At 71.5% G+C, this 15347-nt stretch carries 7 protein-coding genes and 1 pseudogene; all 8 read left to right on the top strand.

The window, feature by feature from the left end; translation table 11 throughout:
* Positions 1–330 precede the first annotated feature (330 nt).
* Positions 331–2781: pseudogene (mobF, locus tag SJY06_RS08135) on the top strand (MobF family relaxase); the annotation flags it as partial.
* 2347 nt (positions 2782–5128) lie between these two features.
* Positions 5129–6691, top strand: coding sequence for a toprim domain-containing protein (locus SJY06_RS08130; RefSeq protein WP_380166423.1), 1563 nt, complete (start codon positions 5129–5131; stop codon positions 6689–6691).
* 85 nt (positions 6692–6776) lie between these two features.
* Positions 6777–7331 carry a hypothetical protein gene (locus SJY06_RS08125; protein ID WP_380164836.1) on the top strand — a complete coding sequence of 185 codons (555 nt, stop codon included), beginning with the start codon at positions 6777–6779 and terminating at the stop codon, positions 7329–7331.
* 13 nt (positions 7332–7344) lie between these two features.
* Positions 7345–10026: a DEAD/DEAH box helicase family protein gene (locus SJY06_RS08120; protein WP_380166421.1), complete on the top strand. Its 2682-nt coding sequence runs from the start codon at positions 7345–7347 to the stop codon at positions 10024–10026.
* Positions 10027–10741: 715 nt separating this feature from the next.
* Positions 10742–11023, top strand: a complete 282-nt coding sequence (locus SJY06_RS08115; protein ID WP_380166419.1) for a hypothetical protein — start codon at positions 10742–10744, stop codon at positions 11021–11023.
* 173 nt (positions 11024–11196) lie between these two features.
* Positions 11197–11760 (top strand): TraG/TraD/VirD4 family protein, encoded by a 564-nt coding sequence (locus SJY06_RS08110; RefSeq protein WP_380166417.1) that lies wholly within the window; start codon positions 11197–11199, stop codon positions 11758–11760.
* A gap of 21 nt (positions 11761–11781) precedes the next feature.
* The gene (locus SJY06_RS08105) at positions 11782–12249 is read left to right on the top strand and encodes a DUF4913 domain-containing protein (RefSeq protein ID WP_380166415.1); all 468 of its coding nucleotides are present in this window, start codon (positions 11782–11784) and stop codon (positions 12247–12249) included.
* A 344-nt stretch (positions 12250–12593) separates the two neighbouring features.
* A complete protein-coding gene (locus SJY06_RS08100; protein ID WP_380166413.1) occupies positions 12594–15281 on the top strand; it encodes a GH32 C-terminal domain-containing protein in 2688 nt (895 codons plus the stop codon).
* The last annotated feature ends 66 nt before the right edge of the window (positions 15282–15347 follow it).

The following is a 15347-nucleotide window of genomic DNA, read 5'->3' as shown; positions in this document are numbered from 1 at the left end:
TGCCCGGAGAAGGGGCAGACAGAGCGGCCTCGTGGTCACTGACGCAGCGACAGAGCTCGTGACGCGCGAACCCGGCCCGATCCGGCACCGCAGAAGTCGCTTCTCGAGTCCGCGGGAGGCGTTGAGCCCCGGACCGTGACCCGTCCTTGCTTCGGGCCTGCCGTGTCTCCTGCCTCACGTCGTGCCGGCGACCTCCGAGCATCCGCGCGGTCCTTCGTCCCCCCTGGACCGAACGACCAAGATCATCTGCCACACACCTCTTGCATCTCCGGGGGGTACGTAGCCCCGCGGTGACCACCTGGGCGTCGGGACCGCCCTTGTTGGGGTGTGATGAGCGTTCACAAACTGACGGCGGGGTCGGGGTACGACTACCTGACCCGGCAGGTCGCGGCGCTGGACGCCACGGAGAAGGGCCACACCGGCCTGGCGAGCTACTACACCGAGCGCGGCGAGGCCCCCGGGCAGTGGGTCGGGTCCGGCCTCACCGGCTTCGACGGATTAAACCCCGGAGACCCGGTCACCGCCCAGCAGATGCAGGCGCTGTTCGGCTCCGGGCATCACCCCCTCTCCGCCGAGCGCCTCGCCGCGCTGGAGGAAAGACGCGGTGACGGCCTGCGTAGCCTCAACGCCAAGGACCGGGAGGCGGCGACGCGTCTGGGGGCGCCGTTCAAGGTCTACACCGGCGACGTCAGCCCGTTCCGGGTCGAGGTCGCCCGACGCATCGCCGCCATCAACACCGACGCCGGCCTGCCTGCGGACTCACCGGTCCCGGCGGAGCAGCGGGCACGGGTCCGGACCGAGGTAGCCCGGCAGTCCTTCGTCGCCGAGCACGGCCGTCCCCCACGCGACGCCCGCGAGCTGGCCGCCGAGATCGCACGACAGTCCCGGCCACGGACGACAACGGTGGCCGGGTACGACCTCACGTTCTCCCCCGTGAAGTCCGTCAGCGCCCTGTGGGCCATCGCCCCACCCGACATCGCAGCACGCATCGAACGCGCCCACCAAGGCGCGGTGGCCGACGCGCTGCGGTTCATCGAGACGCACGCCCTGTTCACCACCCGCACCGGCAGGAACGGCGTCCGGCAGGTCGACGTCACCGGACTGGTCGGGACCGCCTTCACCCACCGCGACAGCCGCGCCGGCGACCCCGACCTGCACACCCACGTCGCCGTAGCGAACAAGGTCCAGACCCTGCCCACCATCAGCACGGAGGGCACGCCGGGTGGGGGTGGGCAGTGGTTGTCGATCGACGGGCGGGTCCTGTTCAAGGCCGTCGTCGCCGCGTCGGAGACATACAACACGGCCCTCGAAAGTCGACTCCGGGACGACCTCGGACTGCGGTTCGCGGCCCGTGAGGGTGAGACCCGCGCGGAGGACCGGAAGCGGCCTGTCCGGGAGATCGTGGGCCTGCCAGTGGCACTGCTGCGGGCGTGGTCGGTGCGGCGGGCCGACATCGAGGTCCGCCGCGGCGAGCTCGCCGCCACGTTCCAGCGTGACCACGGCCGGCCGCCGACGCCGGTGGAGACGCTGCACCTGGCGCAGCAGGCCAACTTGGAGACACGGGCCGCGAAGCACGAGCCCCGCACCCTGGCCGAGCAACGAGCGACCTGGCGGGCCCAGGCCGAGCACGTCCTCGGTGGCCCGCAACCGGTCCAGCAGATGCTGCGCGGCGTCCTGCTTACCGGCCGTCGCCCCCGGCAGCAGGAGCACGCGCCGGGTGTCGATGGCGCCTGGCTGGACGTCGCAGCGGCCCGGGCCGTGGCAGCGTTGCAGGCGCGGCGCTCGACGTGGCAGGTCTGGCACGTCCGAGCCGAAGCGCAACGTCAGGTCCGCAGCACCGCAGGCGGTCGCCTCGACACCCAGCAGGCCGTGGACGCGCTCGTCGACAAGGTCCTGCAGCGGCACTCGGTCGCCCTCACCTCGGACGAGCGAGACGCCCGCGGGCGCGAGGTGCGGGAGCCCGCTCAGCTGCGGCGGCGCGACGGCAGCAGCGTCTACCAGGTCGCCGGGGCTGACCTGTTCACCTCCGCCTCCGTCCTCGCGGCCGAGCAGCGGCTCGTGGACGTGGCGGGACGGCGAGGCGGGCGGGTGGTCGATGGGCAGGCGGTCGAGATGGCGTTGCTGGAGGCGACCGCGAACGGCACCGACCTGAACGCGGGTCAGGTCGCGCTGGTGCGCCGGATGGCGACCTCCGGAGCCCGCCTGCAGCTGGCGATCGCGCCGGCCGGAGCCGGGAAAACCACCGCCATGTCCGCCCTCGCCGCGGCCTGGACCAACGGCGGGGGCACCGTCGTCGGTCTCGCCCCCTCCGCAGCCGCCGCAGCCGCCCTCCGGGACCACATCGGCACCCCCAGCCACAGTGCGAGCGGGATCGCAGACAGGAGCTGGGACGAGCCCGGTGGTGCTGGGGGCGTGCAGACGGAGACGTTGGCGAAGCTGACGTGGTCGCTCACGCACGGGGAGCTGCCGTCGTGGGCGGCGCAGATCGACGCCACCACGCTGGTGGTGATCGACGAGGCCGGGATGGCCGACACCCTCTCCCTGGACGCGGCCGTGAACTTCGTCGTCGGCCGTGGGGGAAGTGTCCGGCTGGTCGGGGACGACCAGCAGCTCGCGGCCATCGGCGCCGGCGGGGTCCTGCGTGACATCCAGGCGACGCACGGCGCGGTCCATCTGAGCGAGCTCCTCCGCTTCCGCGATCCCGCCGAGGGGGCCGTGACGCTGGCGTTGCGGGAGGGGCGACCCGAGGCGCTCGGGTTCTACCTCGACCACGACCGCGTCCACGTCGGCGACCTCACCACCCTGACCGACGAGGTGTTCGACGCCTGGCTCACCGACCGCAGCAACGGTCTGGACTCGATCATGCTGGCTCCCACCCACGACCTCGTCAGCGACCTCAACCAACGCGCCCGCGCCCACCGCCTCGCCACCACCCCCACTGCGCCGGCGTCACGGGGCCAGTCCCCCTCGACCGCGAGCAGTGAGGTGGTGCGGTTGGCCGACGGGAACGAGGCCAGCGCCGGGGACCTGCTCATCACCCGGACCAACGACCGGACGCTCCGGACAACGTCGACGGACTGGGTGAAGAACGGCGACCGCTGGATCCTCACCCGGGTCCATGACGGCGGGTCGGTGAGCGCCCGCCACACCCGCACCGGACGCACCGTCGTCCTCCCCGCGGCGTACGTGCAGGCCTCGACCGAGCTCGGGTACGCCACCACCGTCCACAGCGCCCAGGGCGTCTCCGTCGACACCATGCACGGCCTCGCCGGCGGACTGCAGGGTCAGGGGGCGGGGGGTCTGTCGCGGCAGCAGCTGTACACGATGCTCACCCGCGGCCGCCTCGCGAACCACGTCTACATCGAGGTGGTCGGCGACGGGGACCCCCACTCGGTGATCCGCCCCGACCTGATCCATCCCCTCACCGCCACCGACCACCTCGAGGCGATCCTCGCCCGCGACGACACCCCCACCTCCGCCACCACGGCAGCCCGCGAACAGAACGACCCCGCCCTGCGACTTGGTGACGCCGCCGCGCGGTACGTCGACGCCCTGCACGTCGCCGCCGAAGACCACCTCGGACCCGACACCGTCGCTCTCCTCGAGAGCGCGGCGGACCAGGTGGTCGCCGGGCTGGCCGGGCCGGACGCCGGCCTGCTGTCGGAGTCGTCGGCATGGCCCACGCTGCGGGCGCACCTGCTGCTTCTTGCCGCCGCTGGGACTGACCCTGTCGAGGCACTCGAGAAGGCCGCCACGTCCGGCAGGCGGGCCGGTGGGCAGGCCGGTGGGCAGGCTGGTGGGTTGGCGGACGCGCGGGACCTGGCCGCGGTGCTGGACTGGCGTCTCGACGACACCGCCCTCCGCAGCGCTGGACGCGGGCCCCTGCCGTGGCTGCCAGCGGTCCCCGCCGCCCTGGCCGAGGACCCCACCTGGGGTGAGTACCTCACCGGTCGCGCCGACCTCGTCCACCACCTCGCCGATCGCGTCCGCCACCAGACCATCGACGAAAACCCAGACGACCGGGCCGTCGAAGGGGCGGCTGGGTCGGTCGACGGGGCGGCCGCGAACGTTCCCCCGGTTCCGGGGGAAGGTTCCCCCCTCCCGGCCTGGCTGAACACGGGGGAACGACGTCCCCCCACGCGGGTGGTGGCCGAGGTGCAGGTGTGGCGGGCCGCCATGCACGTGGCCCCGACCGACCGACGCCCCACCGGCGCCCCCCAGCTGCAGAAAGCCGCGCGCACCTGGCAACGCACCCTCGACCAGCACGTCCAGGGCGACCGGACACCCGCCCTGGCGGAGTGGGGGCCCCTGCTGCACCACCTCTCCCCTGCCTTCAGGACCGACCCCTTCACCCCCATCCTCGCCGACCGCCTCGCAGCCCTGTCCCGCGCCGGCGTCGACGCCCGCACCCAGCTGACCCGGGCCGCGAGTATCCGTGCGCTCCCGGACGATCACGGCGCGGCCGCCCTGTGGTGGCGCATCAGCCGCCACGTCTCCCCCGCCGTCGCCACCACCCTCACCGGCCACAGCACCCGGAACGGCCACGGCAACCCGCTCCCCGCCGCCTGGACCGCCCACCTTCAGGAGGTTCTCGGCGACGACCGTGCTCAGACCGTCATGGCCAGCCGCTGGTGGCCCGCCCTGGTGACCGTCATCGACCACGGCGTGGGCCGCGGCTGGCACCCGCACGCCCTCCTGTCCGCCGCGGCACCCCCTCCCCTCCGGACTCAGACCGCCGCCGACACCGCCCCAGCGGCGCCAACTGGTGGTGGCAGCGATGACGGTGACGCCGGGCCCGACGAGGATGAGTGCCTGGCCATGGTGTGGCGGGCGTCGGTGCTCACCGACCCCACCCCCGCCGACGTCGACCACGACGCCCTGGAAGACCCCGCACCAGCCGACCTGTGGGACGGCGCCGAACCGGACACCCGCCACCTCATCATCGCGGCCCCCGCCCCCACCACTCCGACTTTTAACACTGCGACCCACGGTGCGACCGACGACGCAGCCGCCGCGCAGCCATACCCGTCCCGCAATCTGGCCGACGACGCGCCCGACACGGTCACGGCCGACCTCGCCGTCCAGGCCCAGCTGCGACGAGTGATCGGGGCCCCAGAAACCCAGCGCGATGGACACCGAACGCGCGCTGCAGCGCGCCTACGACATCGAGACCTCCCCCGTCACCCCCGAACGAGTGACCGACATCAACCAGCTGGCCCTCGCCTACTTCCAACGGGCGTTCCCCGGCTCCTGGGCCCAGACCTACCTGCAGCGCCGCTTCGACCAGGACCTGACCGGACACCCGACCATCCGCCCGGGCTACGCGCCTGCCGGGTGGACCGGCCTCGTCCGGCACCTGCGCCACGCCGGTGTCGGCGAGGAGGAGATGCTCGCCGCCGGCGTCGCGACCACCGCCAGCACCGGACGCCTCATCGACCGTTTCCGCGACCGCGCCATCCTCCCCCTGACCCACGACGGACGCGTCCTCGCGTTCGTCGGACGCCGACACCCCGACCTCACCGACCACCCCGAATCAGACGATCAGCCCGAACGGCAGCACGCTCCCAAGCGCGGACAGCACGATCGTCAGCACGGCCCGAAGTACCTGAACACCGCGACCACCGTCGCCTACAGCAAGAGCGCCCAGCTGTACGTCCCGGACCCGACCCTGCTTGACCGGGGAGCGATCCCGGTGCTCGTCGAGGGACCGATGGACGCCATCGCCGTCAGCCTCGCCAGCAGTGGCCGTCACGTCGGTGTGGCCCCCCTCGGTACCGCGCTGTCCGACCAGCAGGCCACCCAGCTCGCCCAGCACCATCACCGCACCGGCGTGGACCCGGCCGTGGCGACCGACGCGGACCTCGCCGGCCGCCTCGCCGCGCAACGCGCCTACTGGACCCTCTCCCTGCACGGCATGGACCCTGCCCTGGCCGCCCTCCCCCCGGGCGCCGACCCCGCCGACCTCTACGCCGCCGACGGCGGCCGCCGGTTGCAGCACGCACTGCAGGGTGCACGTCCCCTTGCCGACACCCTCGTCGAGGAGCGCCTCGCCCATCTCCCCCCGCGGCAGGCCGTCGACGCCGCCGTCGCCGTTGTCGCCGCCCGGCCATCCCAGCATTGGGCCGCAGCCGCCAACGTGCTGACCCGGCGGACCGCTCAGCCCCGGCCCGCCATCGACCGACGGCTGCTGTCCGCAGTGCGGGCCTGGACCACCGACCCCCGCCGAGCCACCGAGACCGCGGTGGGGGACCTCCGGACGGTGCGCGAACGTCTGCAGCACGCCGCACAACGCGAGCAGTCCGCAACTCGGCCCGGGCCGGGAACGAGCGCTCGACGCTGGCAGCCGGTTGCCCGAGCGATCGATCCGCGCCTCGTCCATCAGGACGACTGGCCCGCCCTGGCCGAGGTGATGGACCAGCTCGACGGCCCCCACCTCGATGTCGCGGCCACCGCACGCGCCCTGGTCCGCACCACCCCCCTCAGCGACGACGCCGCCCGAGACCTCCGATACCGACTCCTCAACACCGCCCAGTTGCTCGACACCGCGCGGTCGCTCGCCCCCGGGCGGTGGAACGGCGCCGACAATCCGCCCCAGGTAGTCCCCCGCACCGGGGCACCCGCCACCGTGCCTGCGCGCCGCGACACGGTCGTCGTCTCCCGGGAAGACCGCGGCGCCACTGGGCCCCGATAGACAGTGCCGCCGCGCTCCGGCGGGCGGCGGAACCACCGCGCTCTATCACAGTCAGTAGAGGCCTCGTTCACTTAAGATTCTTCCGATGAATCCAGAGACCGGAACCCAGGCGGACGACTCCCCCGTCCTTGCGTCGTTGACCGTGATGGAGCGTAATGAGGTCCTGGGCGTTCTGCTGGAAGCGCACCCCGAACTGCAGGACGAGGCCGAGCGGATGGCACAGGCTCTGCTGTCAACGACGTCGGTCGAGCAGGTCGCAGCCGAGGTGGAGGCGGCTCTGGCCAGGATCCCCGTGGAGGCTCTCGCCGTAAGGGCGGGTCGAGTCCACGGTCGCGGCTACGTCCACGAGACGGAAGCGGCGGGGGAACTGCTCGAGGAAACCCGCGAGCAGTTCCGAGCGGACCTCGAGCGACTTGCTTGCCTGAACGTCAAAGGGGCCGCGTCACACATCACGGTCGGGATCGTTGCTGGGCTTCACCGCGTCCGCGATCCGGAGGTGGGCACGGTGCCGGGCTACGCCGGTGAGGACGCTGCTCCTGAGCTGGCTGCGAGCGTCCTGCACCTGAGCGCCACGCTCAGGGTGGTCATCCCGGACGATGCGCCTGGTGAGCACTGGCCCAGCTGGGCCGATCGGCTGTGACGGACGCCCACCGATGAACAACGTTCCGTACGAAGGCGGTGGGCACGAGGGGCTGCTCGCAGAGGTGAAGGCGCTACGCGCGGAGAACGACCGGCTTCGCGGGCTGCTCGGGCTGCAGAACCGGGCCGAGAACGGCCACTCCCAGGCCGGCGCGCCGATACTGCGTACCGCGCCAGACGAGCCGCGACGTGTGGACTCGTCATCGACACCGGCGGACAAGCTCGCGCTGTGGCGGTCGCTGTTCGGCGCCCGCTCGGACGTGTACGCCACACGGTGGCAGAGCGCGTCCAGCGGCAAGAGCGGGTGGTCGCCGGCGTCGAAGGACCGTTGGGCGAACGGTCGCCCGCCCCGGAACTACCTGCCCTTGACCGATGAGGTGTTCGTGGCCCATCTCCGCGGGGTGGAGACGGTCGGGATCTACCCGCTGCTGCACGAGGACGCCTGCGCGCTGCTGGTGTGCGACTTCGACAAGGGCACCTGGGCGTTGGACGCGCTGGCGTACCTGGATGCGTGCCACCGCAACGCAGTGCCCGCCGCACTCGAGCGATCCCGCTCCGGTGACGGAGCGCACGTGTGGGTCTTCTTCGCACAACCGGTGCCCGCGTCCTCCGCGCGGGCGATGGGTGCCGCACTGCTGCGAGAAGCCATGACGGCCCGGGCCGAACTGGATCTCTCCAGCTACGACCGCTTCTTCCCGTCCCAGGACTTCATGCCCAAGGCCGGGTTCGGGAACCTGATCGCACTGCCGCTGCAGGGAGGTTCCATCCGCAAGGGCACCACGCTCTTCGTCGACCCCACGACGATGCAGCCGTGGCCCGACCAGTGGGCGTTCCTCTCCTCGGTCACGCGCATGAGCCCGCAGGCCGTGGAGTCCGTGGCCGAGACGCTGCGTCCCGTCGACACCGGGCCCACGCTGCCTCTAACGGACCTGGGCCGGGCAGGCGGACCACCTGCTCCGCCGGTGGTCCGAGCCCGACTCGGTGCAGAGCTGTCCATCGAAAGAGCGGGCCTTCCGCCCGCGGTGGTGGCGGCCCTGAAGCACGCGGGGTCGATCCCCAACCCTGAGTACTTCGAGAAGCAGCGCCTGCGGTTCTCCACCTGGGACACCCCGCGGTTCATCAGCGCCTACCGCGAGGACCTGCAATGGCTCCACCTGCCCCGAGGGCTGATCGACAGTGTCCGCGACCTGTTCGCCAGCATCGGCAGCAGCCTCGCCGTCATCGACGACCGCCCGGAACCTCCCATCGCGGCCTTCGCCTTCCGGGGTGAGCTGCGGGCCCAGCAGGCGGTCGCGGTCGCAGACGTCATCGAGCACGAGCTCGGGGTCCTCGTCGCGCCCCCTGGGGCCGGCAAGACCGTCATGGCCTGCGCCGTGATCGCCCACCGCCGTACCCCGACGCTCGTGGTCGTGGACCGCAAAGAGCTGCTCGAACAGTGGCGGTCCCGCCTGCACGACCACCTCGGCCTCGATGCCTCAGACGTCGGTCAGATCGGAGGCGGCCGGGACCAGGCGACCGGAGTGATCGACGTCGCGATGATCCAGAGCCTCGCTCGCCGCGATAACCCGTCCTTCTTCGACCGCTACGGGCTCGTCGTGGTCGATGAGTGCCATCACCTTCCCGCCGCCTCCTTCACGACCTGCATGCGGGCCGCACGGACCCGCCGCTGGCTCGGCCTCACCGCCACCCCCTACCGGCGCGACAAACTGGAAGCACTCATCGCGTTCCAGTGCGGGCCCACCCGCCACGAGATCAAGCCGGCGACGGTCGAAGGGACCGAGCTCATGCGACGTGAGCTCGTGGCCCACCACACCAGCTCTGACATGACCGGCGAGGACACCAGTCACATCCAGGACGTCTTCCGCGTCATCAGCGACGACGCGACGCGAACCGCCCAGATCTGCGCCGACGTACACGACGCATGCTCGTCGGGGAGGACCTGCCTCGTGCTCACCCAACGAACCGACCACATCGAAGCCATCCGAACCGGCCTCGCGACCCTCGGCCAGGATGCGCTCGTGCTGCGAGGCGGACTCGGCAGACGCGCCCGCGAAGCCGTCACCGCCGCCCTCGCCGCCCGTGAGCCCGACAACGGCATCGTGCTCATCGCCACCGGCTCCTACCTCGGAGAGGGCTTCGACTGGCCTGAACTCGACACTCTCTTCCTCGCGTTCCCCCTGGCGTTCAAGGGCCGCGTCGTGCAGTACGTCGGCCGACTACTACGCAGCCACGAGGGCAAGCACCACGTCGTGCTCCACGACTACGTCGACCACCGCATCCCCGTACTCGAACGCATGCACCGCAAGCGCCTCCCCGCCTACGCCACCCTAGGCTCGAACTCCCCAAGCCCAGCTGTCGGACGCCAGGCAAGGGGCCCTCGACCAGGCCCTGACATCGATTCCCCCCGACACAATCCTGCCCCCGGCCCAGCTCAAGATCGTCGAGCACGCGCCCCGTCTCAGCATCGCCACCACCCTCACCTGCGGCCGCCCCGGTATCCGGCTCTTCGTCCGGCGCACCACCGCCAAGAAGTCCCTCCGCGACAGCAACCGCTCTGGCCCCACCGTCCCCACCACAGCGCCGCCGCAGCCGCCACGGTGTCATCCACGGTGTCATCGCCGCCGGTGTGTCGTCGTGAGCCGGCCGAATTGCCGGCGCCCGCAGCAGGGCGGCGCCGGCTGGCGCCACGGCCCTGACCATAAGGATCGGTGCAGTCGTCGCCGGCGTGATCGCGCTGAACGTCGCGGTGCGGCTCGGGTACCGTCTGGACGCCTCCGGCGTCAACGGGGCCACCGAGGCAGCAATCCCGGCGGACCCGCTCGCGGTCGTGCTGGATGTCGCCGTGGGCGACCTGCCGTGGCCGGCCACCGGCACGTTCATCCTCGCCACGGCGGGCTGGTGCTGCTGCTGCCCGCGTTGCTTTGGCGTCGCCCTGATCCGCAGCGGCCGGGGCCGTACCCGGGTGGACCGGGCCGCGGCGTTCCTAATTGGGCCGCGGCGCGGACATCCAGACCCTCACGCGCCGAAGGGCCGCGCAGACCGCGGAGCGCCTTGGCGTCGTCAACGGTACAAACAGAAGCACTAGGGATAGTGGGGTGGGTGTGCCGATCGGGCGCACCGTCGGCGGCGGTCAGGAGCTCGTCGGGTCGTGGGAGGACCTGCACCTGGACATCTGGGCCCCCGCACGGGCCGGACCACTTCTCGCGCGGTCCCCGCGATCCTTGAGGCGCCTGGCGCCGTGGTCGTCACCTCGCACAAGCGGGACGTCGTCGACGCCACCCGCGACGTCCGCGCCCACCTCGACCGCCACCCACCCCGGCAGCGACGCCGACGACAGGGCAGCCCCGTCCGGGCGACGAGTCAGGTGTGGGTGTGCGACCCATAGGGCATTGCGCTGGAGGAGCCGACCTGGTGGTGGGACCCCCTGTCCTACGTCACCGACGAAGTCAAGGCCTCCTCGCCGGCCTCCTCCTCGCGGCCGCGCTGGACTCCCGGCCCATCACCGACGTCTACACCTGGCTCACCCGCCCGACCGACGACACCGCCGTCGATATCCTCGCCACGCACGGGTTCTCGCTGTCGGCGAGCAACGTCGCGGGCGTCACCGCGGCCCCGGAGAAGCAGCGCGGCGGGATCTACGGCACCGCCCAGCAGATGGCGTCCTGCCTCACCAACCGCCACCTCGCGCACTGAGTCACCCCCAGGGCGGGCGCCGTGACCTCGACCCCCGACCCCACCTGGACCCCGCGACGCTCGTCACCGAGCACGGCACGCTGTACCTGCTGTCCAAGGAGGGCCGCGGCACCGCCGGCCGGCTCGTCACCGCCCTCACCGTCGCCGTCATCGAGGCCGCCGAGGAGCTCGCGGTGCACTCCGCCGGCGGGCGCCTCGCCACACCGCTGCTGGCGGTGCTGGACGAGGCCGCGAACGTCTGCCGCTGGCGGGACCTGCCCGACCTGTACTCACACTACGGCTCCCGCGGGATCGTGCTGATGACGATCCTGCAGTCCTGGTCCCAAGGCGTCGGGGTGTGGGGGGAGTCCGGCATGAAGAAGCTCTGGTCCGCCGCGAACGTGAAGGTCTACGGCGGCGGCGTCTGCGAAGCCAGCTTCCTGGAGGACCTGTCCCGCACCATCGGCGACCACGACCGGCCCACCTCGAGCGTCACCACCGGCCGCGGCGGCCAAGGGGTGTCCCACCAGTTGCAGCGCGACCGGATCCTCGACGTCGCCGACCTCGCCGCCCTGCCTAAGGGCCCGCGCCATCGTCTACGGCAGCGGCTCCCGCCCCACCCTCATCCGCACCCAACCCTGGATGACGGGCCCGTACGCCACCGCCGTCCAAGCGTCCATCGCCGCCCACGACCCCCAGGCCGAACGCACCCTCCACCACGTCCAGCTAGCAGCCACTGCTGCCGCGCGCGCGCCTGAGCCGGTGAAGGAGGTGACGTCGTGAGCCAGTGGGGCGACGACTACCCGGACGGCAGTGATGTCGACGTCGACGAGCCCGGCGGCACGAGCAGTGCCGACCAGGACGCCCGGAACGACAGCAGCGTCGCCGACGCGCCGCCCCCGCTGTACTACGCGTCCGTCGACGAGTTCGTGCGTCTGTACCTGCGTCTGGTCTACCGCCGACGCGTCGACGGACGGAACCGGTGCTGGGCCGGCCGCTGGTGGGAGTACGAGGAAGCCATCATCCGCCTGGAAGCACTGTGGCGGGCCTGGGAACACCTACGCCTAGACCCCGCCACCGGCATGAGCGTGTGGTGGCGCGACCACGCCGACCACCACATGCCCGTCCTCCTCGACCCCGACGGACCCTTCAGCGACGCCACCGAAGGCGAAGAGAACACCAACCGACGCGGCGACCCACTGCCCTACGTCACACCCCCCGCAGGCCTCTTCCCCGGCGAGCGATGAGTAAAAGTGTAAGCCTCATCTGGCCCGAGCGTGCCGGACCACCCCGGTTTGACACACTCAGCCTGGCTATAGGTGGAGTAGACGACGCTGCCCTGTGTGTGCTGACCGCCTGGTGCGACAGGTTCAGCGCGCCCAATTCCTTGCGGGTCAACGTGAGCGTCGGCGCGGGGACTATCCCGTTCACCCGCGGGTGGCTGGCCTGCCGGCCCGGGGCGTCGCTACTTACCCAGGTCCCGCAGGCACGAGCGACCCGAGAGTCGCTTGCCAGTACGTGGTGGCTCGCGTACGCTCCGAAGCAGACAACGTTGTCTGTGGGGGTCGTCGCCTCCGGTGAGGAGAGATCGATGAGGTCGTTCCGACTGGTCGCCGCGATGTCCGCCGTCGTCGTCCTACTGCCCCTGGTGTCCGCGTCCGCGAGCACGGGGTCGTCCCCTGTCGCCACGGGCTCAGCGGTCGTGGCCGAGGCGGTCGAGGTCCCGGAACCGTTCCGGCCGGCCTACCACTTCTCGCCCAAGAAGAACTGGCTGAACGATCCCAACGGGCTCGTCTACTACGACGGCGAGTACCACCTGTTCTTCCAGTACAACCCCGACGGCACGACCTGGGGCAACATGTCCTGGGGTCATGCGGTCAGCAAGGACCTGCAGACCTGGGACGAGATGCCCGTCGCCATCGAGGGCACGCCCCAGGAGCGCATTTTCTCCGGCGGTGTCGTCGTCGACCACGACAACACCAGCGGGTTGGGCACCCCCGGAAATACGGCCATGGTGGCGCTGTACACCAGCTGGTACGAAGACAGCTCGCGACACCAGGCACAGTCGGTGGCCTACAGCCTGGACAAGGGGCGTACCTGGACGAAGCACCCCGGCAACCCGGTCCTCCGCGCCGAGCCGGACGGCTTCGACCCGTTGGAGTTCCGTGACCCGAAGGTCTTCTGGTATGAGCCAGAGAACAAGTGGGTCATGTCAGTGGCGCTCGCGACGGAGAGACGGATCGCGCTCTACTCCTCTCCGGACCTGCTCTCCTGGGACCTGATGAGCACGTTCGGCCCTGCCGGCGCGACCGGAGGTGTGTGGGAGGTCCCAGACCTGTTCGAGCTGCCGGTCAACGGCGACCCGGACAACACCGCCTGGGTGCTGCTGGTCAACCTGAACCCCGGTTCGATCGCGGGCGGCTCGGGGGCGCAGTACTTCGTCGGCGACTTCGACGGCACCACGTTCACCAGTGACGACGGCGAGGCGTACGAGCCGCCCGCCGGGGAGGTCCTCGCCGACTTCGAGGGCGGTGGCTACGGGGACGGCTGGCGAAGCACGGGCACGGCGTTCGGAGCGGGCCCGGCCAGCGGCACCCTGCCCGGTCAGCAGCAGGTGACGGGCTACCTGGGGGAGGGGCTGGTCAACAGCTTCCTGGGCGGTGACGGGCCCACCGGGACCCTTGCCTCCCCCGAGTTCACGATCGACCGGGGCTGGGTGAACCTGCTCGTCGGTGGCGGGGCGCACGAGCGGCCTCCCGGCACCGGGGACGGGTCAGTCCCACCGGGCATCGTCCTGGAGGACTTCGAGGGCGGCTGGGGCGGCTGGGAACTGACCGGCGAGGCCTTCGGGGTCGCACCCGTGGCCGGTGACGCCCGTTGTCAGGAAGGCGTGGCCGGGTACCTGGGGGAGCGTCTGGCGAACTCCTTCGACCACCAGCTTCCGGATGCCTGCAGCCCTCCGCCCGACAGCGCGACGGGGACGGCGACGTCCTCGCCCTTCACCGTCAATCAGGACCACCTCAGCTTCCTCGTCGGTGGGGGACCGCACGTCGGGACGGCCGTGCAGCTGATGGTGGACGGCGAGGTGGTCCGTTCGACCTCCGGCAGGCAGAGCGGCACGCTGGACTGGGCCTCCTGGGACGTCTCCGCGCTACGCGGCCGGCAGGCGCGCCTGCGCCTGGTGGACGAGGTCACGGGCGGGTGGGGGCACGTCCTGGTGGACCACGTGGTCCTGGGTCCCGAACCTGCCCTGCCGCGCTCACAGGAGACCGCGGTCAACCTTGTGGTGGACGGGGAGGTGGTGCGTAACGCCAGCGGCGCCGACGCCGAGGCGATGGACTGGGTCGCCTGGGACGTGAGCGGGCTGCAGGGCAGGACGGCCCGCATCGAGGTGGTCGACCGCAACAGCGGTGGCTGGGGCCACATCAACGTGGACCACATCATGCTCGCCGATGACCCGGCGCGGTCGGTGCTGCAGCGCGCGCGCTGGCTGGACCACGGTCGCGACTACTACGCGGCGGTGTCCTGGGAGGACCAGCCCGACGGGAAGCGCTGGACCATCGCCTGGATGAACAACTGGCAGTACGCCAACGACCTGCCCACCTCGCCCTGGCGCGGGCAGATGACCCTGCCTCGGGAGCTGTCCCTGGTGTCCGACCGCGGCGAGGTGACCCTGGTCCAGCAACCGGTCACGACACCCAGCCGGGGCGCCGCCAAGACGCTGCACGCGCTGGGCACGCGGACGGTGCGCGATGGGCGGGTCGAGGTGCTTGACGGAACCGCCGGTGAAACGGCCCAGATCGACGTCCGGCTTGACGTGGGCACGGCCGACCGTGCCGGTCTGGTGGTCCGTTCCGGTGCCGGCGAGGGCACCGTCATCGGTTACGACGCGGCGAAGCAGGAGCTCTACGTCGACCGGCGCCGCTCCGGTGTCGTCGGCTTCCACCCCGAGTTCGCCAGTGTCGAGCGCGTCCCGCTGGACCTGGACGGAGGTACCGTCCGGTTGCAGGTCTTCGTGGACCGGTCATCGGTCGAGGTCTTCGCCGACGGGGGTCGGGTGACCGTGACCGACCTCGTGTTTCCCTCCGCGGGCAGCGACGCCGTCGAGCTCTTCGCTGATAGCGGCGCCGCCAATTTCATCGGGCTGCGGGTGAACGGAGGGTCTCCGGCCAGCCTGTGGACGGGGCGCTTCGTCGAGAATGTTGTACCGAACCCTGGTCACGATGGCGGGTCACCTCTAGTGTCAAACCAGGACAAAAGCCGCAGTCACCGACTGTAGCTGCGGTCGCGTCCGGCGGCGTCTGTCGGTCCCTAGGATGACGGCCCGGCTTGCCGTCCCCCGCAT

The sequence above is a fragment of the Jannaschia sp. R86511 genome (genome assembly GCF_042466345.1).
In the GTDB taxonomy this organism is placed as follows: Bacteria; Actinomycetota; Actinomycetes; order Actinomycetales; family JBBAYJ01; genus Aquipuribacter.
This window is presented reverse-complemented; position numbering and strand designations above follow the sequence as displayed.

Bases quoted from the DNA above. Each gene is read 5' to 3' on its own strand.
- SJY06_RS08130 (WP_380166423.1), top strand. From the start codon at position 5,129: ATGGACACCGAACGCGCGCTGCAGCGCGCCTACGACATCGAGACCTCC.
- SJY06_RS08100 (WP_380166413.1), top strand. From the start codon at position 12,594: ATGAGGTCGTTCCGACTGGTCGCCGCGATGTCCGCCGTCGTCGTCCTA.
- SJY06_RS08120 (WP_380166421.1), top strand. From the start codon at position 7,345: ATGAACAACGTTCCGTACGAAGGCGGTGGGCACGAGGGGCTGCTCGCA.
- SJY06_RS08125 (WP_380164836.1), top strand. From the start codon at position 6,777: ATGAATCCAGAGACCGGAACCCAGGCGGACGACTCCCCCGTCCTTGCG.